21 protein-coding genes and 1 tRNA gene are annotated in these 20,896 nt (G+C 61.1%); 10 read left to right on the forward strand and 12 right to left on the reverse strand.

The window, feature by feature from the left end; genetic code table 11:
• Nucleotides 1-41: 41 nt before the first annotated feature.
• A complete protein-coding gene (locus tag BMY68_RS10410; protein ID WP_085532284.1) occupies nt 42-1,316 on the reverse strand; it encodes a glycoside hydrolase family 68 protein in 1,275 nt (424 codons plus the stop codon).
• Between the two features lie 411 nt (nt 1,317-1,727).
• On the opposite strand from BMY68_RS10410, the gene BMY68_RS10415 reads away from it, so the two are divergent.
• Entirely contained in the window at nt 1,728-2,549 is an 822-nt protein-coding gene (locus BMY68_RS10415; protein ID WP_085532282.1) for an amidohydrolase family protein, read from the forward strand.
• Nucleotides 2,550-2,558: 9 nt separating this feature from the next.
• On the opposite strand, the gene BMY68_RS10420 is transcribed toward BMY68_RS10415, so the two are convergent.
• From BMY68_RS10420 to BMY68_RS10430, 3 genes are all read right to left on the reverse strand, one after another.
• The gene (locus BMY68_RS10420; RefSeq protein WP_007929469.1) at nt 2,559-2,798 is read right to left on the reverse strand and encodes a hypothetical protein; all 240 of its coding nucleotides are present in this window, start codon (nt 2,796-2,798) and stop codon (nt 2,559-2,561) included.
• A 147-nt stretch (nt 2,799-2,945) separates the two neighbouring features.
• On the reverse strand, nt 2,946-4,196 hold the full coding sequence (locus tag BMY68_RS10425) for a 2-aminoadipate transaminase (RefSeq protein ID WP_009045470.1): 1,251 nt from the start codon (nt 4,194-4,196) through the stop codon (nt 2,946-2,948).
• Between the two features lie 123 nt (nt 4,197-4,319).
• Nucleotides 4,320-4,910 carry a DedA family protein gene (locus tag BMY68_RS10430; protein WP_085532280.1) on the reverse strand — a complete coding sequence of 197 codons (591 nt, stop codon included), beginning with the start codon at nt 4,908-4,910 and terminating at the stop codon, nt 4,320-4,322.
• A 161-nt stretch (nt 4,911-5,071) separates the two neighbouring features.
• Between BMY68_RS10430 and vapB the strand changes: the two genes are divergently transcribed.
• On the forward strand, nt 5,072-5,296 hold the full coding sequence (gene vapB / locus BMY68_RS10435) for a type II toxin-antitoxin system VapB family antitoxin (RefSeq protein ID WP_085532278.1): 225 nt from the start codon (nt 5,072-5,074) through the stop codon (nt 5,294-5,296).
• Nucleotides 5,297-5,329: 33 nt separating this feature from the next.
• On the opposite strand, the gene BMY68_RS10440 is transcribed toward vapB, so the two are convergent.
• From BMY68_RS10440 to BMY68_RS10465, 6 genes are all read right to left on the reverse strand, one after another.
• Nucleotides 5,330-7,279: an alkaline phosphatase D family protein gene (locus tag BMY68_RS10440; RefSeq protein WP_085532276.1), complete on the reverse strand. Its 1,950-nt coding sequence runs from the start codon at nt 7,277-7,279 to the stop codon at nt 5,330-5,332.
• A 137-nt stretch (nt 7,280-7,416) separates the two neighbouring features.
• Nucleotides 7,417-7,947, reverse strand: coding sequence for a hypothetical protein (locus tag BMY68_RS10445; RefSeq protein ID WP_037004977.1), 531 nt, complete (start codon nt 7,945-7,947; stop codon nt 7,417-7,419).
• Nucleotides 7,944-8,675 (reverse strand): alpha/beta hydrolase family protein, encoded by a 732-nt coding sequence (locus BMY68_RS10450; RefSeq protein ID WP_085532274.1) that lies wholly within the window; start codon nt 8,673-8,675, stop codon nt 7,944-7,946. Before BMY68_RS10450 ends, BMY68_RS10445 begins: the two co-directional genes overlap by 4 nt.
• Before the next feature lie 3 nt (nt 8,676-8,678).
• Nucleotides 8,679-9,176, reverse strand: coding sequence for a PAAR domain-containing protein (locus BMY68_RS10455; protein WP_085532273.1), 498 nt, complete (start codon nt 9,174-9,176; stop codon nt 8,679-8,681).
• A gap of 592 nt (nt 9,177-9,768) precedes the next feature.
• Complete coding sequence (locus BMY68_RS10460) at nt 9,769-10,044, reverse strand: hypothetical protein (RefSeq protein WP_085532271.1); 276 nt, start codon at nt 10,042-10,044, stop codon at nt 9,769-9,771.
• Nucleotides 10,031-10,819, reverse strand: a complete 789-nt coding sequence (locus BMY68_RS10465) for an MlaA family lipoprotein (RefSeq protein ID WP_085532269.1) — start codon at nt 10,817-10,819, stop codon at nt 10,031-10,033. Before BMY68_RS10465 ends, BMY68_RS10460 begins: the two co-directional genes overlap by 14 nt.
• A 168-nt stretch (nt 10,820-10,987) precedes the next feature.
• Here BMY68_RS10465 and BMY68_RS10470 point away from each other — a divergent pair, with 168 nt between their 5' ends.
• Nucleotides 10,988-11,698 carry a response regulator gene (locus BMY68_RS10470; RefSeq protein WP_009045463.1) on the forward strand — a complete coding sequence of 237 codons (711 nt, stop codon included), beginning with the start codon at nt 10,988-10,990 and terminating at the stop codon, nt 11,696-11,698.
• Nucleotides 11,695-13,038 carry an ATP-binding protein gene (locus tag BMY68_RS10475; RefSeq protein ID WP_085532267.1) on the forward strand — a complete coding sequence of 448 codons (1,344 nt, stop codon included), beginning with the start codon at nt 11,695-11,697 and terminating at the stop codon, nt 13,036-13,038. The genes BMY68_RS10470 and BMY68_RS10475 overlap by 4 nt, the downstream gene beginning before the upstream one ends.
• A 65-nt stretch (nt 13,039-13,103) precedes the next feature.
• On the opposite strand, the gene ppk2 is transcribed toward BMY68_RS10475, so the two are convergent.
• Nucleotides 13,104-14,198, reverse strand: coding sequence for a polyphosphate kinase 2 (gene ppk2 / locus BMY68_RS10480; RefSeq protein WP_085532265.1), 1,095 nt, complete (start codon nt 14,196-14,198; stop codon nt 13,104-13,106).
• 288 nt (nt 14,199-14,486) lie between these two features.
• Nucleotides 14,487-14,571: transfer RNA gene (locus BMY68_RS10485), tRNA-Leu, on the reverse strand.
• A 108-nt stretch (nt 14,572-14,679) separates the two neighbouring features.
• Between BMY68_RS10485 and queA the strand changes: the two genes are divergently transcribed.
• From queA to BMY68_RS10515, 6 genes are all read left to right on the forward strand, one after another.
• Nucleotides 14,680-15,729: a tRNA preQ1(34) S-adenosylmethionine ribosyltransferase-isomerase QueA gene (gene queA, locus BMY68_RS10490; RefSeq protein ID WP_085532263.1), complete on the forward strand. Its 1,050-nt coding sequence runs from the start codon at nt 14,680-14,682 to the stop codon at nt 15,727-15,729.
• 14 nt (nt 15,730-15,743) lie between these two features.
• Nucleotides 15,744-16,859 carry a tRNA guanosine(34) transglycosylase Tgt gene (gene tgt / locus BMY68_RS10495; RefSeq protein ID WP_162096445.1) on the forward strand — a complete coding sequence of 372 codons (1,116 nt, stop codon included), beginning with the start codon at nt 15,744-15,746 and terminating at the stop codon, nt 16,857-16,859.
• Between the two features lie 47 nt (nt 16,860-16,906).
• A complete protein-coding gene (yajC, locus tag BMY68_RS10500) occupies nt 16,907-17,242 on the forward strand; it encodes a preprotein translocase subunit YajC (protein WP_007929510.1) in 336 nt (111 codons plus the stop codon).
• A gap of 62 nt (nt 17,243-17,304) precedes the next feature.
• Entirely contained in the window at nt 17,305-19,173 is a 1,869-nt protein-coding gene (gene secD / locus BMY68_RS10505) for a protein translocase subunit SecD (protein ID WP_016703493.1), read from the forward strand.
• 9 nt (nt 19,174-19,182) lie between these two features.
• On the forward strand, nt 19,183-20,097 hold the full coding sequence (gene secF, locus BMY68_RS10510; protein WP_007929512.1) for a protein translocase subunit SecF: 915 nt from the start codon (nt 19,183-19,185) through the stop codon (nt 20,095-20,097).
• A 120-nt stretch (nt 20,098-20,217) separates the two neighbouring features.
• Nucleotides 20,218-20,766: a glycine zipper 2TM domain-containing protein gene (locus tag BMY68_RS10515; RefSeq protein WP_023967173.1), complete on the forward strand. Its 549-nt coding sequence runs from the start codon at nt 20,218-20,220 to the stop codon at nt 20,764-20,766.
• Nucleotides 20,767-20,896: the final 130 nt, after the last annotated feature.

The following is a 20,896-nucleotide window of genomic DNA, read 5'->3' on the forward strand; positions in this document are numbered from 1 at the left end:
CATCGAACTCGAACCCGCTGCCTGAACGCCCTGTGTCGCTATTACTTGAGCGTTACATCGAGCATTGGCGGGATGTAACCGTAGTCGTACTCGGCCACCACGAAGGTCTGTTGCCCTTTGATCTTGATCCCGACCGTCGGTGCTTCGGTACCGCCGATACGAATCTGCGTGCCGCTTTCGTCGGTCGGTACGCTGTCGATAAAGGAGGTCACCAGGCCGTTGGGCATCACACAGTGCGAGTAGGTCTGGAACGGCTGGGAGGACGGGTTGCCCAGCACCAGGCCGGAACCGTTCAACGGCACGTAAGGACCGAACAGCGAATCGGCGACAAAACCGTACACCCCGTCCGGCCCGGTCACACCGTCGGCATAGGTGAAGGTGTGGCTGATGGTGAACAGGTAGTACTTGCCGTCCTGGAACACGAAGTGCGGGCGTTCGGTCTGGTCGTTGACGCCGACCGCGGTCAGCAGCGGCGGCAGCATTTCCCAGTCGTCGCCGTCTTCGTCACGGGCCACGGCGATACCGACACAGGCGGTCTGGAAACGGGAGTTGCCGACGTCTTCATAACCTGGCGGCACGTCGCCGATTTCTGCTTCGCCCACTTTGTGCGAGCCGCGCTCGCCGGCCACGTTGCCTTCGAACAGCATGTACAGCTTGCCGTCGTTGGGGTCGCGGAACGGCCATGGATCACGGAAGCCCCAGAAGGGGTTTTGCGCTTCGGTCTGGTACATCTTGCCGTCGGCCTCGAACAGCGGCTTGACCTTCTCGAAACCGACCATGCTGACGCCATGCTCGGTGGTCACCACCCGGCCGCGCACCTTGACGATGGTCGCGCCCGGCGTGACGGCGGTGTAATACAGGTCCACTTCACCCTGTTCGTTCAACAGGATCGGCGTGCCGGCCCATTCGCGAGCCGTGGGCGAAACCCCTTCGGCCATCACCCGGCCACCCAGTTCCCAGTCCTTGCCGGTACGGGAAAACCAGTAGTACATCTTTGCCCGGCCGTGGCGGTCGTTCCAGTCGCGGGTGATGTCGTAGTTGCCGTTTTCGTCGATGTACTGCGGGTCGTTCGGATGACGATCCGCGGTCAGGGTGAAGATCACCGACCAGCCATCGACGGAGGTTATGTTTCCGTCCAGGTCGCGCAGCGGCATGGTGTCCCAGATGAACACCTCGTTGCTCAGTACCGGGAAATCCGCACTGACCAGTGGCTGGGTCGTGGTGGGATCGTCCGCATGGACTTTCAGCGCATCGGCGCGAGTCCAGAGGCTGGGTTGATGGGGTGTTTTGCCGAATTTTTCAGTGTTGCTTTTCATAGGTAATACCTCGTCCGTGAATGGATTCACATAAATGTTCATCAAAAAATACTGTATGTGCATACAGCAATTTCACCTTAAGCGAGGCGGTTTTTTGGGTCAAGAATAAATTTGCATTTATGCATATTTGCTGTTTTTGCTGAAGCTGATACGTTTCAGCTCGTTCTGTTTCTAGAAGTTCGTTTTCGGCTCGATCAACGACGATGCCTGCAAAATGCGCGCTTGAAACCGCTGGTCGGTCCGAGGGCGCAGAAGGTGAAAGGAGGGAGGCGGAACAAGGTCAAGGGCGGGAGTCGAGCCTGGGCGGATCGGTCAATGCCGCCGAGCGTCGCGAACATTGTCGCTGCCGTGGCGCGGACGTAGCCTGAGCCCTTCGTCGCCTGGATCACCGTCAGCGGAGGGGATAGATCAATGAAGGGTGCAATCGACGCATGGGCGCAACCGGCCAACGGCCGGGCGCGGAAGTTGTTGCCGGAAGTGGCGCGGCTGTTCGAGAAGTCGGGTTTGGCGCATTGGCTGGACCAGCCGCTGAGCATCGAGCAGACCGTCGAGCTGATGGACCAGGCCGGGGTCGAGAAGCTGATGTTGGCGGCCTGGTGCCGGCCGGAGCGCTGGGTGTTCAGCAACGATGAAATCGCCGCGTTCACCCGCGCCTATCCCGAGCGTTTCGTCGGCGTGGCCACGGTGGACCTGAGCCGGCCGATGGCGGCGCTGGCCGAGCTGGAGCGGGCGGTGGACGAGCTGGGCTGCAAGGCCCTGCGCATCGTGCCCTGGCTGTGGAAACTGCCGCCCAACCACCGCCTGTACTACCCGCTGTACGCCAAGTGCGTGGAGCTGGGCATCCCCTTCTGCACCCAGGTCGGCCACACCGGCCCGCTGATGCCTTCGGAAACCGGGCGGCCGGTGCCTTATCTGGATGAGGTGGCGCTGGACTTCCCGGAACTGCAAATCGTCGCCGGGCACATCGGCCACCCCTGGACCGACGAGATGATCGGCCTGGCCTGGAAGCACGACAATATCTACATCGACACTTCGGCCTACCTGCCGGCCTATTACCCGCCGCAGCTGCTGCATTTCATGCGCACCTACGGACAGGACAAGGTGTTGTTCGGCAGTAATTTCCCGCAGCTGCCGTTCGCCAAATGCATGCAGCAGGTCCAGGCCCTGGAGCTGCCGGAGCCGGTGCGGGACAAGTTCCTGCAGGGCAATGCGCGGCGGGTATTCGGCTTGTAGCGCGGCGCCTCAGGCGTGGTCCTGGTAGCGGCGCCGGCTGAAAAACAGCGAGCTGCCCATGGCCACCAGCGCCACGGCAATCAGCCCGGCATCGATCTCGCCCAGCATGGGCGGCAGGAACAGAATCCACAGCAGCCCGGCGAGGCCCAGGGCCAGGCCTGTCCACTTCCTCAGCGGGTAAGGCTTCATCCAGTAGTACAGCGGCGTCAGCAGCAGGTAGACCAGCACAAAGGGAATGTACTGCTTCATGAGTCGTGCTCGCCGCGGCCGAAGATTTCTGGGCTGGCGGCCATGGGCCGCTCTCTGTAGTTGGGGCATGTCATGTTGCACTTCCTTGTCGATGGCATGAGGCGCGCCAGTGTCCATGGCGCGCGGCTTTTGTGCAAACGCGTGGTGTCATGCCAACCGCGCCAGGCAACCCTCGAGAATATCCAGCCCTTCTTCCAGCACCTGCGGCTCAATGGTCAGTGGCGCCAGCAGGCGGATGATGTGCCGCGACTTGCCGCTGGGCATCAACAGCAGGCCGGCGTCCCGCGCGGCGCTGAGCAGTGCGCTCAGTTGCTCCGGGGCCGGCGAGCCGTCGGCCTTGACCAGCTCGATGCCGCGCATGGCGCCGACCCCGGTCAGGCGCCCTAGATAAGGCGTCAGGCGCTCGGCCCGCCAGCGCTGGTAGCGACTGACGATGGCCTGCTCCTGGCGTTCGCCCCAGGTTTGCAGGTTGTGGTCGCTCATCTCGTCCAGGGTCGCCAGGGCTGCCGCGCAGGCGATGGGGTTGCCGGAATAGGTGCCGCCCAGGCCGCCCCTGGGCAGGTTGTCCAGCAGCGCCTTGCGCCCGAGCACCGCGCCCAGCGGCACACCGCCGCCGATGCTTTTGCCCAGCAGGACCAGGTCCGGTTCGATCCCCAGCCGCGAGAAGGCGAACCGCTGGCCGGTGCGGCCGAAGCCGGACTGGATTTCATCGGCGATCAGCAGGATGCCCTGTTCATCGCAGAAGCGTCGCAGGGCACGGGCGAACTCGACGTCCAGGGCCAGGAAACCGGCCTCGCCCTGCACCGGCTCGACAATGAAGCAGGCCACTTCGGCGACGTCGATTTCCACGCTGAACAGCCGGTCCATGGCCTTCAGCGCCTCCTCGCAGGTCACGCCGTTGTCCGCGCTCGGGTAGGGCAGGTGATACACCGGGCCGGGCAGCACGCCGATCTTCTGCTTGTAGGGTGCGACCTTGCCATTGAGGTTGAGGGTGGCCAGGGTGCGGCCATGAAAACCTCCATCGAAGGCGATCACCGCGGTGCGCCCGGTGGCGCCCCGCACGATCTTCAAGGCGTTCTCCGCCGCCTCCGCGCCGCTGTTGGTGAGCATGCCGCTGACCGGGTAACTCAAGGGCACGAAGCGCGCCAGCCGCGCCATGAACTCCACATAGGGCCCGTGGGGCGCCGCGTTGAACGCGTAGTGGGTCAGCCGGGTGGCCTGCTGCTGGATCGCCGCCACCACCCGCGGATGACAATGCCCCAGGTTGAGCACGCCGATCCCACCGACGAAATCGATGTAGCGCTTGCCATTCTCGTCCCACACCTCGGCATTCTTGCCGTGGCTCAGGCGGATGGGGTGAACGATGGAAATCGACTGGCTGATGCTTTCGCTGCTCATGGGCTAAGGGCTCTGTCTGCCTGGAACATGCGGGCTATCTAAGCCAAGAGCGGGGCGGGGCCGCAAACGAAATAAAGTGCGGGGGTCAGTATGAAAATTCCGGATGTCGGGAGGAGGGTTGGATCAGTCGTTCAGCGGCGCAACGTTCCTGGCTCTGGCCCGGCGCTGGCGCAGCAGTGCGACCGCCACCACCAGCACCACGACACCGAGGACAATCGGCAGGCGATAAGGCTTCAAGTCACCGAACAGATGCTCCAGCGCATCGCCGGCCCAGTAGCCGCCGCAGACGAACAGCGTGGCCCAGAGCAGCGCGCCGAGCATATTCAGCAGGGTGAAACGCAGCGGCGACAGACCGCTGGCGCCGATCACCACCGGGCCGACCCAGCGCATGCCATACATGAAGCGCACCGCTAGCACCGAGGTCGAGGGGTAACGCCGGATCAGCCCGGTCACCCGCTCGATGGCGGCCTGCTGGCCCTTCAGGCGCGGCAACAAACGCCCGCCGAAATGCCGCCCGCTCCAGAACAGCAACTGGTCGCCGAGCATCCCGCTGACCGTGGCCACGGCAATCACCACCCACAGGTCCAGCACTTGCTGATGCGCCGCCATGCCGCCCAGGATCAGCACGGTTTCGCCTTCCAGCAGGCAGCCGAGGACGATCACCCAGTAACCGTAGGTCGCGAGCAGGGCGTGCAGGTCGAGGTGTTCGAACATGGGAATGAAAGGGCCTTTGCAGAAGTAGTCCGTAAGCTCTAGAAGCGCCGAGATATCTCTTGGCCTGCCCAAGCATAGGGGAAAAGTTTGCCTGATCGTTGACCTGTCGGTGACGCGCGATACGCTGGTGGCTCTATTTGAAAACGCCAGGAGATAGCTCGATGGCGCAAGGATCAGTCTTTAGAAACAGCAGCGGTCAGACTATTCACCTGACTGAGGCTACGGCGTTTCCTGGCGATGTTACGCAAGTGGAGATCATCGCTATGGGGCGTACCCGGGTCATCGCTCCGGCTGGAGAAGCTTGGGACAGTTGGTTTGATGAGGCTTCTGTGAGTACGGACTGTATGACGGACAGGGATCAACCTACTGAACCGAAAGACGTCTGAGCGACTTGGTTTTTGCCAAGTCGCTCTCACCCTTCAGTCTTCCTCCGGCGCCAGCATCCGGGTTTTCGGCGCGCCATTGGCGTTGTGCTGGTAGATCTCCCGGGGTTGGCCGTTGTCGTTGAAGAATACCTGGCCAATGCCCGCCGAGTTCCACAGCCGTTCGCCGGCCTCGCGATGTTCGGGGCTGTAGGGCACCACTCGCATCAGCCGGCGGCGGGTGAACCAGTTCAACGGCGAGCGTGGCGAATACAGCCAGCGATTGAGACGGTCGAACCATTCCAGCAGGGTCGGTGGAAACTCGTTCTTGATGCCGCTGCTGGTGATCTGCCAGATCTGCGGGCCGCCCTTGCGGTGGCGGATCAGCACTTCGTAGACGAAGGAATAGTGCACGTCGCCGGAGAGGATCACGTAGTTACCCGGGGTGCGCGAGTGGCGGAAAATATTCAGGATCACCTGGGCCGCGCCGCGGTGCGCCATCCAGTTTTCCGCGTCCACCAGCAGTGGGTGACCGCACCAGCTGAAGACCTTCTGCACCGTCTCGATCAGCTTGACGCCGAACACCGGCGCCGGGGACACGATGATCGCCGACGGGTGATCCAGCAGTTCATGTTGCAGCTCGCTCAGCGCTTCCCAGTCGAGCAGGCCCGAGGGCTGCGCCAGGTTGAATTCGCTGCGCCAGCGCCGGGTGCGGGTGTCCAGCACCACCAGCGCCGGGGTGGTGGGCAGGGTGTATTGCCATTGCTGGAAGCGCAGCAATTCGTCGATCAGGGTGTCCTGGGTGGCGCTGTCCAGGTAGAGCGCATCGCCCTGGGCCTCGGCGCTCAGGGCACGGGTGTGTTGCAGCGGCGTGGCGAAGGCATCCGGATTGTTGCCCCAGCCCTGGCACAGCATGTAGGCGATCAGCGCGTTGCCGATGATGCGTTTGGAAAACGGGTGGCCGTAGGCGGTTTCTTCCCACTGGGCGCTGAGGTTCCAGTCGTCGGTGATGTCGTGGTCGTCGAAGATCATCAGGCTCGGCAGGTGGGCGAGCACCCGCGCCACGCCGCCCAGGCCCTTGGCAAAAGCCTCGATCCGCAGTTGTTCGCGCTGGTAGCGCTGCTGCTCCTTGGCATCGAGCTGCGGCGGTCGTGGATCGATCAGGCGCCAGGGCAGCGGCGACCAGACCAGCAGGTACATGGCCATGACCTCGGCGAAGGTCACCAGGTGATTGTCGGCGCTGCTGCTGGTGAAGATCGGCTTTTTCACCCCGCCGAAGAAGCGCTCGCGCAGGGTCTCGTTGCTTTTCAGCGCCGGCAGCAATTCGGCGCGTTTGTAATAGCTGGCGCGGTGCCGGTAAAGCGCGGCGCTGTCGCTCACCACCGCGCCCTCCAGATGTTCGCCGAACAAGCCCAGGCGCTCGATCAGCGCATGAATCGCCCGCAGCATCGGCCCGGCCACGTCGTCGGCGTACACCTGGTCGCCGGTCATCAGCAGCAGGGCAGGGCGTTGCTGCGGATCGGCTGCTTCCGCCAGCAGGCGATCGACGCAAAGCAAACCCTCGTCCGCCGAATGATGGGGCTTGCGGCAGGAGCCGTGGACCAACTGCTGGATGCGGCTGTGCAGCACAAAATCCGGCTGCTGCTTTTGCCCATAGAGCAGATGCGGCGCCCACTCGGCGATCCCCGAACTGGAGCCGTCGGCGTTGGCGATCAGCAGGTCGTAGTCGATGGGCACATTGCAAGGCAGGGAATTGTCCAGCGGCAGGTCGATCAGGTGGATAAAGGCATATTGGCCCACCGGGATCACCTGGCACTGCTCGGTGGTGAGCGGGTAGTCGCGGCTTTCCGTGTCGCCGCCGGCCTGCAAACGCAACGTCAGCTCCAGCGCCCGCGAGCCCACCAGCCACAGCACCAGCCGCGTGGGTTCCAGGCGGCGCAGCAGAGGGCCGGCGAGGACGCAGGGCAAGGGGATGCTGGAAGCGGTCGATGGCGACGGTTGAGACATGCAGGTTCGAGGCTCTTGCGGCAAACGGAGGCGGGGATAGTACCGCAGCCGATGTCGAAGAATTGTCAGCGAGTGCTCGGGTTGTTTAAGGGGGCGCCGCACAGAGGGGGGAAGAACTGCGCGGTGCTTGTAGGGGGTTACGGGGTCTCGGGTTTATTGATTTCCCGAAGGAGATCGGCAACGGGTAATTGCAAGGTGTTGGAATAGTAAGCTTTGTAGCCATAGGCGGTGATGACGGCTTTGCAGGGGATACTTTGTTTGTTGGCTAAAAGCTCATTCAGTTTGCTTTGGGAAAGAAAAGTATTGGATTGTCCATTGTTGGGCGTTTCGTTAAGAGGTAGTCGAGTCGTGAAGTTAAATGCTGATGTTGAAGTTTGAATAGCATCTTCTTTAATCAAGCCGGCGGCATAGTACATGGGGGTATGACCAACGGATAGGTCTTGGTCATCACCTAAGGCACAGATGAAAAACGCTGCAGCTATCCCGTCTCTTGCACTCTCACCGTAGAGATTTAGTAGTTTTACGTTCGAGTTGTAATGAATGGTGTACAGCGGAAGATCATCTTTTCGTTCGATAGAGAGGAAAGTCAGATCGGCGATTACTTTTCCATGATCTTTGGCGCAGGATGAGCAAATAGCAATTAATAGCAGGAGCAGTATTTTTTTCATTTGCTGAACTCCTTTGTAATGGACTCGAAAATCAGGTCGCAAGCGGACTTTCGACCTGCAATGGCCCCTGTGAACATGCCGAGTGCATTAGCATGGTTTGTATTCATGCTTACATTGAGGTCAGGCCCGCTGCTTATTAACCATTTTTCCCCAAAGTTAGCGACGCCATCCGATCTATCGGGATTGGAGGGTGTGGCTTTGATGTTTATCCACTGCTCGGCGACGGGAGTTGGTACTGATCCGTAAATATCTGATCCGAGCCATACCAGTGCACCCTCGCCTACAGGGTCGAGAGTGACCAGCATTTTGATGGTGTAGCCCCAATTGGCCATGATGCTGGTCAGGTGCCCGCTATTCCAACCACCCAGGCTGTGGCCGATTATATAGATAGGGCAAGACTTATACGGAATGATATTCAGCACATTTTTTTGAATATCTTTTTTTCCTCTGATTTCATTGTACCCCAGCCACTCAGACCGGTACTTGCCTTGTAGCTGGAGTTGTACCGCCCGGTCATCTAGAGGTCTCTTTGCCTCATTGATGTTGGCATAGGGACCAGAAAAATAATAACTTTCCTTGTCCCCTGCACCCCCGACAAAAAACACAATGGCCTTGGTGCTTTCGATAGGAATGACTTTGTCACTCTTGTCTTTTTTATCTGTAAGCGTGTGCTCGGCTTTCAACTTGACGGGTTTACCGTTCGCCGAGGTAATGGTGTTGGCTTCCATGCGTCACTCTTCCAAAAACAACTTGATGCTTTCTGCAACATGCGAGCTGATTTCATGGGTGAAACCAGCGGCGTCCGAAACCCCATGCTCAAGGCGCCCATCGGCCCGTTGGATCACGTAAGCATGATTGGGCATCGGTTCGCCCGTTACATCGTTCACCAGCTTCAAACGGTCGGTGAAGTTCACCGGCATGGGTAGGAGCCCGGAGAAGGGAGCGTTGACCACCGTGTCGCCAATGATGACGGTGCCGGAGCCCCCGATGATGATGTTGCCGTGCCCGCCGGTGCTGTCCAGCGTGGCGGCATTCAAGCCATTGATGAATACAGTGCTGGAAACCGCCCCGGTTATCGGGCTGCCGCAAGCTGATTGGTCACTCTTTCGAGCGGCGGCCAGGCCGTCGAAAATGACATTGGGCGAACCCGTGACGATAGGGTTGGTGCCGTGGCCGGGAAGCGGGCAGGCGGTTGGGTCGCTGACGCGGGCAGCGGGTTTGCCACTCATGATCGGTCCTTGAAGTGTTGTGTTGCGAGTCGTCCATTTGAGGCGCGGATGATGCAGTAGCTGAACAGGTTCTTCAAATCTGAATGCCCATCATCGGATTCAACTTTTAATCGATGCTCAGGCGTATGCGTTTCGTTGCCAGGTGCAAAAAGCCCTCCGCCGGAAACCGAGGGAGGGCTGCACGCAAGACATGGTGAAACTACCTGTTTTTACTCATCGCCGGTTGGGGTCTCAAGTACCCAGTGGGGTTCACCATCGGGAGTCGGAGGCATCTTGTTGCCGATACCGATTGACCGGGTTTTGCTTGGGCTACCTGCGGGGTACCAGGTGCCGCCTTGTGGACATTTGTCGCCGATGTTGGCGGTTGCGCCTGCTTCTAGTGTCATGTTCATTTCTCTTTGAATGTCACCGGGATTAGTGACCTTCGAACCATGACACCGGGACTTTTAAAAACAAACCAAGTCAGAGTTATCATTCTTTTTATGGGAATTATCTGTTTGTCACGGCCGATGATGCTTCACTCAACGTTCAGACGCGGCTCTCCAATCAGACTTTTCATCCGTCGTTTCCAAGGCGGGTGCTTGCCTCGGTTTTAAGCCGAAGCTCTTTGCGACTCTCTACTCTGTACCAACACCTGCGGCTCCCCCTGCTTGATCACCCAACGAATCAACTCGGTCACGCTGATGCGGTGCTGGCGTTCGACCCATTCCAGGCCTTCGGGGCTGTAGTGCTCGCTGTAGCGGCTGAGGGTCAGGTGCTGCTGGTCGTCTGACAGGCGCAGGCTGACTTCGCGGCATTGCAGGGAGGCGTCGCCGTGTTTGGCCACGCGTTGCAGCAGGACCAGGGCGTCGGTTTCAGAAGTCATCATGAGTTGCTCCTTCACAGCGGTTTTTCGCGGGGCTGGTGGCACCTTGCTTGCCTTCCTGCACGAAGGCGGCGCGGTGTTCGGCGTTCACGTCGCGCAGGGCGCTGTAGTAGTCGGGCATGGTTTTCAGGCTGTCGGTCAGCGGCAGCAGGGCGGCGCGGCCGTCCACTACGCCGCCGACCATGGCGACGGTGCCCAGGGTCTGCACGGTGTCGCTGTTGTCGCCGAAGGGGGAGACCACGAAGTTGAGGATCTTGCCCACGGAGTCGCGGCTGTTGTCGGTGCCCAGCAGCGGCAGTTCGACGATGGGACCGTTGCCGATGCCCCACACGCCGAAGGTCTGGCCGAAGTCGGCGGTGTGGCGTGGGATGCCGAGCGGGTCCGAGACGTTGAACAGGCCGAGTACGCCGACCGTGGTGTTGACCGCGAAACGTCCCAGGGTGTTGACCGAGCGCTGTGGGTTGCCTTGCAGCAGGTCGTTGATGAAGACCTTGGGCTCGCCGAAGTTGCTCGCGAAGTTGTGCACACCTTGTTGCATGAAGTCGGGCAGGTGGCGGTAACCGCGGGCGACCGGTGCCAGTGCGTAGTCGTCGACGGCCTTGTTGAAGGCGAACACGCCACGGTTGACCGGCTCGGCGGGATCATGGATCGGATAGTCGACCTTCGCGCAGGCGGTTTGGGTAGTGGGGCCCGGACTGGTACAGCCCGCCAGGTAGGACAGGGACAGCAGCAGGGCGGTATGACGAGGCAGGCGGGCGGAACACAGGAATGAGCGCATGGGCGGCGGACCTTGGGAACAGGGAGGCCGATGCTGGCATGGGCGTTTTGCTTAAAGATGTCTGCTTTATTGCGGGGTTGTCGGTTTGTTACCGCGTTGAAATATATGACGGGCCGCGTCCAATGGTTTTGAATGACAGCTCATTCCGAGCTTGAGTGATACACACTGGTGAGCAGTCTGTTGATCGTGGACGACGACCTTGAGGTCCTCGCGCTGCTGAAGAAATTTTTTGTGCAACACGGCTACTCGGTGGAAGTCGCCACCGAGGGCGCTTCGCTGTGGGCGGCGCTGGAGCGGCAGGTGCCGGACCTGATCATTCTCGACCTGATGCTGCCGGGGGAAAACGGCCTGACCCTGTGCCAGCGCCTGCGCCAGCAGCACGCCGTGCCGGTGATCATGCTGACCGCCATGGGCGAATTGAGCGACCGCGTGGTGGGGTTGGAAATGGGCGCCGACGATTACCTGAGCAAGCCCTTCGATGCCCGCGAGTTGCTGGCCCGGGTGCGCGCGGTGCTGCGTCGGGCCGGGGAGAGTCGGCCGGTGACCGGGGAGGTGCCGCGCCCGTTGATCCGGTTCGCCGACTGGCAACTGGACCTGACCCGCCGCGAACTGCGCTCGCCGGACCAGGTGATGATCCCGCTGTCGGCGGGGGAGTTCGACCTGCTGCTGGTGTTCGTCGAGCATCCGCAACGCATCCTCACCCGCGAGCAGTTGCTCGACCTGGCGCGCGGGCAGGCCCATGACGCCTTCGACCGCAGCATCGATGTGCAGGTCAGTCGCCTGCGGCGCAAGCTGGAGTTCGACACCAAGCGCCCGGCGATGATTCGCACGGTGCGCAATGGCGGCTATCTGTTCACCCCCAGCGTGACCCGCCAATGAGGGCAAGACACAGACCGGGTGGCCCGCGCGACACCATCGCCCGCTGGATCGCCCTGACCACCCTGATGGCGATGCTCACCGCGCTGGCCTTCAATGCGCTGTTCGTGCAGTTGGCCGGGGTCTGGGCCAAGCCGCCGTTGAGCGAATCCGGCCTGGTGGAGCGGATCGCATCTATTACCAACATGATCGAGGCCGCCGAACCGACGCAGCGCTCGCGCCTGGCCGAAGTGGCCAGCAATCCGGTCTTGAGCGTGACCTGGCACAACAGGCGACAAGACATCTCGGTGCCGGTGACCGACGACCCGGAATACCGCACGGATTCGGAGGGGCTTCGGCAGTTGCTCAAATCGCCGAACGGGCATATCGAGGCTTATCAGCCCAGCGATTGGCCCGGGCCGAACGGCCAGTACGCGTTGCTGATCCAATTGGCAGACGATTCCTGGCTGATGTTTTCTTCGGCGTCGCGCAGTTGGGGGCTGGATGAGGGGCCGCGTAACCTGATCGTGATCGGGCTGGTGTTGTTGTCCACCGTCCTGGTCGCCCTGATCGCCACCCGCCGCCTGGCCAGGCCCTTGCAGCAGTTCGCCCTGGGCGCGCGGCGTTTTGGCGTGGACTTTCGCGCGCCGCCCATCGAGCCGGTCGGGCCCCACGAGATTCGCCAGGCGATCCTCGCGTTCAACGCCATGCAGGCCCAGTTGCAGCACTTCATCAAGGACCGCACGCAGATGCTCGCGGCGATCTCCCATGACCTGCGTACCCCCCTGACCCGCATGCGCCTGCGCGGCGAGTTCATCGAGGACCCCGAGCAGCAGCGCCGGCTGTTCCATGACGTCGACGAGATGCAGGCGATGATCAACTCGGCCCTGGACTTCTTCCGTGACGATGCGCGGCTGGAAGAGGCGACGTCCTTCGATCTGGCGGAACTGCTGCAAACCCTGGTCGACGATTACCGCGACCAGTCCATCGACATCGCGTTCAGCGGCCCGCCGCGCCTGGTGTATTTCGGCCGCCCGCTGGGACTCAAGCGGGTCATGAGCAACCTGCTGGAAAACGCCATCAAATATGGCAGCGAACCGGCGATTGAAGTGCTGGCGGATGCCGAGCAGGTGAAGGTCTGTGTGCTGGATCGCGGGCCGGGGATTCCCGTCGAGTGGCAGGAGCAGGTGTTCGAGCCGTTCTTCCGCATGGAAAGCTCGCGCAACCGCAACACCGGCGGCGTCGGCCTGGGGCTTTCCGCGGCGCGGGCGATCGTGCTGGAGCACGGCGGCGAACTGCGCTTGCGCAACCGTGACGGTGGCGGGCTGCAGGCCTGTGTGCTGTTGCCGGTGCAGGGTATCTAGTTGGCTGGCCCCGCTTCAGGATCCTTCAGCGATCCTGGCGCGGGGCCTTCTTCAAGGCTGGCTGCTTAGGCGAGTGTCGCCTGCGGATTGCGCACCGGCTCCGCAGCCGCTTGGTTGTACACCCGCTCGTCTTCCTCCATGACCCGCGACGCTCGGCCGACCAGCACTGGGTCGGGTTGATGGGCCACGCGCAGGTTTTTGCCCGGATAGTCGAGGGAGTGCAGAAAGTGGCGGATGCAGTTGATCCGCGCGCGCTTCTTGTCGTCCGACTTGATCACCGTCCAGGGCGCATCGGCGGTGTCGGTGTGGAAGAACATCGCCTGTTTGGCGGCGGTGTATTCGTCCCACTTGTCCAGCGACTTGATGTCGATGGGCGAGAGCTTCCAGTGCTTGAGCGGGTCGTCGCGGCGCGAAATGAAACGGCGCAGTTGCTCATCGCGATTGACCGAGAACCAGTACTTGAACAGCAGGATGCCGCTGTTGCACAGCATGCGTTCCAGCTCGGGCGTCTGGCGCATGAACTCCAGGTATTGCAGGGGCGAGCAGAAATCCATGACCCGCTCGACCCCGGCGCGGTTGTACCAGGAGCGATCGAAGAACACCATTTCCCCGGCGGTGGGCAGGTGCTGGATGTAACGCTGGAAATACCACTGGCCCTGTTCCTGCGCGCTGGGCTTTTCCAGGGCGACGATCCGCGCGCCCCGCGGGTTCAGGTGCTCCATGAAGCGCTTGATGGTGCCGCCCTTGCCCGCGGCATCGCGCCCCTCGAACAGCACCACGACGCGCTGCCCGGTTTCCTTGACCCAGCTTTGCACCTTGAGCAGTTCGATCTGCAATTCCTGCTTGGCCTTTTCATATTCGGCGCGGCGCATGCGGCTGCGGTACGGGTAACTGGCCGGCAGCTTGGCGGTGGAACTGTCCTCATTGCTACCGTGGGGCGCGCTGGCCACCTGCAGGGCGACCGGCTGCTGGCTGATGGCGCTGATTTCCGCCTCGGCGGTTTTGGCCGCGGCAGGTTTACTGGCCGCACGAGGCCGGCGCGGGCGTGGGGTGGCGGGCTTGCGTGGGGCGCTTTTGCTGCTGGCCGTGACGGTGGGTGTGGGTGTGGCTTTTTCGGGAAGAGGGTTGGGAAGGGGACGCGCGGTGGATTCTTCGCTCATATCGGGCCTGTCTGATCGCTCCAATGTCTTTCAGACAGTCTATGGCGCACAAGCCAGGGCTTCTTGATGCGTATCAAGGAAGCTTTTGAGCAGGTTTGCATTGGCGCTTTTTAGTCCTCTGTAGGAGCGAGGCTTGCCCGCGAAACAGACGCTGCGCAGTGCCAGTTTCTCCGCGTCATCGTTCATCGCGAGCAAGCTTCGCTCCTACGGAATCCTGGCGCACAGGGGCTGCGGCACTTTTCTGCAGGCGAAAAAAAAGACCTTGAATTTCAAGGTCTTTTTTAAGTTTGGTGCCCCGAGGGAGACTCGAACTCCCACTTCTCTCGAAAACGGATTTTGAATCCGCCGCGTCTACCAATTCCGCCATCAGGGCTCAATGGCGGCGAAGTATAGAGACGTGCCTACCGTTGGTCAATCAGGTTTCATGGTCAATTTTGGCTATTTCCGCTAAACTTTCCGGCCCTGCTAGACGAACCCCATCATGCGTGTTGCTGACTTTACCTTCGAGCTCCCTGATTCGCTGATCGCCCGCCACCCCCTGGCCGAGCGTCGCGCGAGCCGCCTGTTGACCCTGGATGGGGTCACCGGCGCCCTGGCCCACCGTCAATTCACTGATTTGCTTGAGCATTTGCGCCCGGGCGACTTGATGGTGTTCAACAATACCCGGGTGATTCCGGCACGCCTGTTTGGCCAGAAGGCCTCCGGCGGCAAGCTGGAAATCCTCGTGGAACGGGTGCTCGACAGCCACCGTGTGCTGGCCCATGTGCGCTCCAGCAAATCGCCGAAACCGGGTTCGAAGATCCTCATCGACGGCGGTGGCGAGGCCGAGATGCTGGCCCGCCACGACACCCTGTTCGAGCTGGGGTTTGCCGAGGAGGTGCTGCCGTTGCTGGAGCGCGTCGGCCATATGCCGTTGCCTCCTTATATAGACCGCCCGGACGAAGACTCGGACCGCGAGCGTTATCAGACCGTGTATTCCGAGCGCCTGGGCGCGGTGGCCGCGCCGACCGCGGGGCTGCACTTCGACCAGCCGCTGCTGGAGGCGATTGCCGCCAAGGGCGTCGAGACCGCATTCGTGACCCTGCATGTCGGCGCCGGGACTTTCCAGCCGGTGCGGGTGGAGCGCATCGAAGATCACCATATGCACAACGAATGGCTGGAGGTCAGCCAGGACGTGGTGGATGCGGTAGCCGCCTGCCGCGCGCGCGGCGGTCGGGTGGTGGCGGTGGGGACCACCAGCGTGCGTTCCCTGGAAAGCGCGGCGCGCGATGGCGTGCTCAAGCCGTTCAGCGGCGACACCGACATCTTTATCTACCCGGGCCGACCGTTCCATGTGGTCGATGCCCTGGTCACCAACTTCCATTTGCCCGAATCCACACTGTTGATGCTGGTTTCGGCGTTCGCCGGTTATCCCGAAGCCATGGCCGCCTACAAGGCTGCCGTCGAGCATGGATACCGCTTTTTCAGCTACGGTGATGCGATGTTCATCACCCGCAATCCCGCGCCACGCGGCCCTGAGGATCAAGCATGAGTCGCACCTGTCGTATGTCTTTCGAGCTGCTCGCCACCGATGGCAAGGCTCGTCGCGGTCGTCTGACCTTCCCCCGCGGCACTGTGGAAACCCCGGCCTTCATGCCCGTGGGCACCTACGGCACGGTCAAGGGCATGCTGCCGCGGGACATCGTCGCCACTGGCGCCGAGATCATCCTGGGCAACACCTTCCACCTGTGGCTGCGCCCGGGCACCGAAGTGATCAAGAAGCACGGCGACCTGCATGATTTCATGCAGTGGAAAGGCCCGATCCTCACCGACTCCGGCGGTTTCCAGGTGTTCAGCCTGGGCGCCATGCGCAAGATCAAGGAGGAGGGCGTGACCTTCGCCTCGCCGGTCGACGGCGCCAAAGTCTTCATGGGCCCGGAAGAGTCGATGCAGGTCCAGCGCGACCTGGGCTCGGACATCGTGATGATCTTCGACGAATGCACCCCGTACCCGGCCGACGAAGACGTCGCACGGGTGTCCATGGAGCTGTCACTGCGCTGGGCCCAGCGCTCGAAGAACGCCCATGGCGACAATACGGCGGCGCTGTTCGGCATCGTCCAGGGTGGCATGCACCAGGACCTGCGCATGCGCTCTCTGGAAGGCCTGGACAAGATCGGCTTCGACGGCCTGGCCATTGGTGGCCTGTCGGTGGGCGAGCCCAAGCACGAGATGATCAAGGTGCTGGACTACCTGCCAGGCCAGATGCCAGCAGACAAACCTCGTTACCTTATGGGTGTTGGCAAGCCGGAAGATCTGGTTGAGGGTGTGCGCCGCGGTGTGGACATGTTCGATTGCGTGATGCCAACCCGTAATGCCCGCAATGGGCACTTGTTCATTGACACTGGCGTGCTGAAGATCCGCAACGCGTTCCATCGCCATGATGATTCGCCGCTGGATCCGACCTGCGATTGCTACACCTGCCAGAACTTCTCCCGTGCTTATCTGCATCATCTGGACAAGTGCGGCGAAATGCTGGGGAGCATGCTCAATACCATCCATAATTTGCGTCATTACCAACGGCTTATGGCTGGTTTGCGCGAGGCTATTCAACAGGGTACATTGGCCGCCTTTGTCGATTCCTTCTATGCCAAACGCGGGTTACCCGTGCCGCCTTTAGAATAAGTTCTAAAGACGTTTAGACCCACTTTTGCAATTATCCGGAGTGTTACATGAGCTTTTTTATCTCGACTGCAATGGCTGATGCTGCTGCACCTGCTGCTGGCCCCGCCGGCACTGGCTTTGAGTGGATTTTCCTGGTCGGTTTCCTGGTCATCTTCTACCTGATGATCTGGCGTCCACAGGCCAAGCGCGCCAAAGAGCAAAAGAACCTGCTGGGCAGCCTGCAAAAAGGTGACGAAGTTGTGACTACTGGCGGTATCGCCGGCAAGATCACCAAAGTGACCGACGACTTCGTAGTGCTGGAAGTTTCCGACACTATCGAGATGAAGTTTCAGAAAGGCGCGATCGCTGCCACGCTGCCAAAAGGCACGCTGAAGGCGATCTAAGTTTCAACTTTTACCAATCGACGGGGCGCGCAAGGCGCCCCGCTTCATAAACGGGCGGCGTGATGCTGAACAAATACCCTCTGTGGAAATACGTACTGATCCTGGCGGTGCTGGCGATCGGTTTTATTTATTCCGCTCCCAATCTATACCCTGATGATCCGGCCATTCAGGTCAGCGGCGCGAGCACCGCGTTGCAGGTCACTCAGGCGGATCTGGATCGTGCGAGCAAAGCGCTCACCGACGCCGGGATCAACGTCAAGGCAGCGACCATCGCGGCCAAGGGCAAGGGCGGCCTGTTGCGTCTGACCAAGCAGGAAGACCAGCTTCCAGCCAAGGACGTTGTGCGCAAGGCCCTGGGTGACGACTACGTCGTTGCATTGAACCTGGCACAAACCACCCCGCAATGGCTGCGCAACCTCGGCGCGCATCCGATGAAGCTGGGCCTGGACTTGTCCGGTGGTGTGCACTTCCTGCTGGAAGTGGACATGGAAAAAGCCCTCGACGCACGCCTGAAAGTCTACGAAGGCGATGTGAAGAGCCTGCTGCGTAAAGAGCGTCTGCGCTATCGCAGCCTGCCGCAGCTCAACGGTGCCATTCAGCTGGGCTTCAGCGACGAAGCGACCCGTGAACAGGCCCGTGCGCTGATCCGCAAGAACTTCAACGATTTCGACATTGTTCCGGCCGACCTCAATGGTCAGGCGGTGCTGCGTCTGGCGATGACCCCGGCCAAGCTGGCGGAAATCCGTGAATACTCCATCAAGCAGAACTTGACCACGGTGCGTAACCGCGTCAACGAGCTGGGTGTTGCCGAGCCTCTGGTTCAGCGCCAAGGTGCCAACCGTATCGTGGTTGAGCTGCCGGGCGTGCAGGACACCGCTGAAGCCAAGCGTATCCTGGGCAAGACGGCCAACCTTGAGTTCCGTCTGGCCGCCGAGCCGGGCGCTTCGAAAGCCACTTCCGAGTCTTTCGAGTTCCGTGAAGGCAATCGTCCTCCTGCGCTGATCGAGCGTGGCCTGATCATCACTGGTGACCAGGTGACCGACGCCCAGGCGGGCTTCGACGAGCATGGTCGTCCACAGGTGAACATCAAGCTCGATGGCCACGGCGGCGAGCTGATGAGTCGTTCGACCCGCAGCAACGTCGGTCGCAGCATGGCGGTGATCTTCATCGAGCAAAAGCCGACCACCACTTACACCAAGCAAGTGGTCGACGGTGTCGAGAAAGACGTCGCGGTGCAGAGCTTCAAGGAAGAGAAGAAGATCATCAGCCTGGCGACCATTCAGTCGCCGCTGGGTAGCCAGTTCCGCATCACTGGCCTGAACGGCCAGGGCGAGTCCTCCGAGCTGGCGCTGCTGCTGCGTGCCGGTGGTCTGGCCGCACCGATGTACTTCGCCGAAGAGCGCACCATCGGCCCGAGCCTGGGTGCCGACAACATCACCAAGGGTATCGATGCATCGCTGTGGGGCATGCTGTTCGTGTCGCTGTTCATCATCGCCATCTACCGTTTCTTCGGCATCATCGCCACCGTGGCGCTGGCGCTGAACATGGTGCTGCTGCTGGCCCTGATGTCCTTGCTGGGGGCTACGCTGACCCTGCCGGGTATCGCCGGTATCGTGCTGACCATGGGTATGGCGGTGGACGCCAACGTACTGATCTTCTCGCGGATACGTGAAGAGATCGCCGCCGGCATGACCGTGCAGCGGGCAATCAACGAAGGCTTCGGCCGGGCATTCACCGCGATTCTCGACTCCAACCTGACCACGTTGCTGGTCGGCGGGATTCTCTTTGCCATGGGCACCGGCCCGGTCAAGGGCTTTGCGGTGACCATGTCCCTCGGGATCTTTACCTCGATGTTCACGGCCATCTGGCTGACCCGCGCGATGGTCAACCTGATCTTCGGCGGTCGTGACTTCAAGAAGTTGTGGATTTAAGGGGCTGCCATGTTACGTACTATCAACTTCATGGGCGTGCGGAACGTTGCGTTCGGCGTCACTTTGCTCCTGACCGTTCTGGCGCTGTTCAGCTGGTTCCACAAGGGGTTGAACTATGGTCTGGACTTTACCGGCGGTACGCTCATCGAGCTGACCTACGAGCGTCCGGCGGATGTGATGAAGGTTCGTGCTCAACTGAGCGAATCCGGCTATCACGAAGCGATCGTGCAGAGCTTCGGTGCGACCACCGACCTGTTGGTGCGGATGCCGGGTGAAGACCCGCAACTGGGCCACCAGGTGGCGGAGGCGCTGCAGAAGACCGGCGGCGACAACCCGGCGCAGGTCAAGCGCGTCGAGTTCGTCGGCCCGCAAGTGGGTGAAGAGCTGCGCGACCAGGGCGGCCTCGGCATGCTGATGGCGCTGGGCGGCATCCTGATCTACCTGGCCTTCCGCTTTCAGTGGAAGTTCGCGGTCGGCGCCATCGTCTCCCTGATCCACGACGTGGTGGTGACCGTGGGTATCCTGTCGTTTTTCCAGATCACCTTCGACCTGACGGTGCTGGCGGCGGTACTGGCGATCATCGGCTACTCGCTCAACGACACCATCGTGGTGTTCGACCGGGTGCGTGAGAACTTCCGTGTGCTGCGCAAGGCTAGCCTGATCGAGAACATCAACATCTCGACCACTCAGACCCTGTTGCGCACCATGGCGACCTCGATCTCCACCCTGCTGGCGATCGCGGCACTGCTGTTCTTCGGTGGCGACAACCTGTGGGGCTTCTCCATCGCCTTGTTCGTCGGTGTCCTGGCGGGTACCTACTCGTCGATCTACATCGCCAACGTGGTGCTGATCTGGCTGAACCTGAGCAGCGAGGACCTGATTCCTCCGGCCAATACCGAGAAGGAAGTCGACGACCGTCCATAACGGTTTCCGCTTCCCGGCAAGCAGTCGAAAAGGCGCGAGTATTGAACTCGCGCCTTTTTTTATGCTCCAAGGCTGGGAGAAGCGCGGGCTTGTCCCGCTTGTGATGGTCAGGAGGTTCACGTGAACAAGTCGATGCTGGTTGGTGCGGTATTAGGTGCCGTCGCTGTGACTGCTGGGGGGGCTGTTGCCACCTACAAGCTGGTCAATAGTGGCCCTGAGTATGCGCAGGTGCTGGCAGTTCAGCCGGTCAAACAACAGATCAAAACACCGCGTGAAGTGTGCAAGGACGTCACCGTGACCCGTCAGGCTCCGGTGAAGGATCAACATCAGATCGCCGGTACGGTGGTCGGTGCGCTGGCCGGCGGCCTTCTGGGTAACCAGATCGGCGGCGGCACAGGCAAGAAGATCGCCACGGTCGCCGGTGCGGTAGGCGGTGGTTACGCCGGTAACAAAGTGCAGGAGGGCATGCAGGAGCGTGACACCTACACCACCACTCAGACTCGCTGCAACACGGTCAACGACATCAGCGAAAAGGTCGTGGGTTATGACGTGAAGTACGAGCTGAACGGCAAGCAGGGTCAGGTGCGTATGGATCGTGATCCAGGCAGCCAGATTCCGGTCAACAAGGAAGGTCAGTTGATCCTGGGCCAGAACGTACCAGCGCAATAAGCGTTTCAGTCTCAATCATGAAAAAGCACCCTGCGGGGTGCTTTTTTATTGCCTGCAGGTTTTTGAGGCTTCTACAGGGAGAGTTGTTTTCCGATAAACCCCAGGCATAAAAAAGCACCCCGAGGGGTGC

The organism is Pseudomonas sp. NFACC41-3 (assembly GCF_900109505.1).
Classification (GTDB): Bacteria; Pseudomonadota; Gammaproteobacteria; order Pseudomonadales; family Pseudomonadaceae; genus Aquipseudomonas; species Aquipseudomonas chlororaphis.

What these genes read in the sequence shown, in the direction of transcription:
- BMY68_RS10410 (WP_085532284.1), bottom strand. Translation starts at nt 1,316, where the DNA reads ATGAAAAGCAACACTGAAAAATTCGGCAAAACACCCCATCAACCCAGC.
- BMY68_RS10415 (WP_085532282.1), top strand. Translation starts at nt 1,728, where the DNA reads ATGAAGGGTGCAATCGACGCATGGGCGCAACCGGCCAACGGCCGGGCG.
- BMY68_RS10420 (WP_007929469.1), bottom strand. Translation starts at nt 2,798, where the DNA reads ATGAAGCAGTACATTCCCTTTGTGCTGGTCTACCTGCTGCTGACGCCG.
- BMY68_RS10425 (WP_009045470.1), bottom strand. Translation starts at nt 4,196, where the DNA reads ATGAGCAGCGAAAGCATCAGCCAGTCGATTTCCATCGTTCACCCCATC.
- BMY68_RS10430 (WP_085532280.1), bottom strand. Translation starts at nt 4,910, where the DNA reads ATGTTCGAACACCTCGACCTGCACGCCCTGCTCGCGACCTACGGTTAC.
- vapB (WP_085532278.1), top strand. Translation starts at nt 5,072, where the DNA reads ATGGCGCAAGGATCAGTCTTTAGAAACAGCAGCGGTCAGACTATTCAC.
- BMY68_RS10440 (WP_085532276.1), bottom strand. Translation starts at nt 7,279, where the DNA reads ATGTCTCAACCGTCGCCATCGACCGCTTCCAGCATCCCCTTGCCCTGC.
- BMY68_RS10445 (WP_037004977.1), bottom strand. Translation starts at nt 7,947, where the DNA reads ATGAAAAAAATACTGCTCCTGCTATTAATTGCTATTTGCTCATCCTGC.
- BMY68_RS10450 (WP_085532274.1), bottom strand. Translation starts at nt 8,675, where the DNA reads ATGGAAGCCAACACCATTACCTCGGCGAACGGTAAACCCGTCAAGTTG.
- BMY68_RS10455 (WP_085532273.1), bottom strand. Translation starts at nt 9,176, where the DNA reads ATGAGTGGCAAACCCGCTGCCCGCGTCAGCGACCCAACCGCCTGCCCG.
- BMY68_RS10460 (WP_085532271.1), bottom strand. Translation starts at nt 10,044, where the DNA reads ATGATGACTTCTGAAACCGACGCCCTGGTCCTGCTGCAACGCGTGGCC.
- BMY68_RS10465 (WP_085532269.1), bottom strand. Translation starts at nt 10,819, where the DNA reads ATGCGCTCATTCCTGTGTTCCGCCCGCCTGCCTCGTCATACCGCCCTG.
- BMY68_RS10475 (WP_085532267.1), top strand. Translation starts at nt 11,695, where the DNA reads ATGAGGGCAAGACACAGACCGGGTGGCCCGCGCGACACCATCGCCCGC.
- ppk2 (WP_085532265.1), bottom strand. Translation starts at nt 14,198, where the DNA reads ATGAGCGAAGAATCCACCGCGCGTCCCCTTCCCAACCCTCTTCCCGAA.
- queA (WP_085532263.1), top strand. Translation starts at nt 14,680, where the DNA reads ATGCGTGTTGCTGACTTTACCTTCGAGCTCCCTGATTCGCTGATCGCC.
- tgt (WP_162096445.1), top strand. Translation starts at nt 15,744, where the DNA reads ATGTCTTTCGAGCTGCTCGCCACCGATGGCAAGGCTCGTCGCGGTCGT.
- yajC (WP_007929510.1), top strand. Translation starts at nt 16,907, where the DNA reads ATGAGCTTTTTTATCTCGACTGCAATGGCTGATGCTGCTGCACCTGCT.
- secD (WP_016703493.1), top strand. Translation starts at nt 17,305, where the DNA reads ATGCTGAACAAATACCCTCTGTGGAAATACGTACTGATCCTGGCGGTG.
- secF (WP_007929512.1), top strand. Translation starts at nt 19,183, where the DNA reads ATGTTACGTACTATCAACTTCATGGGCGTGCGGAACGTTGCGTTCGGC.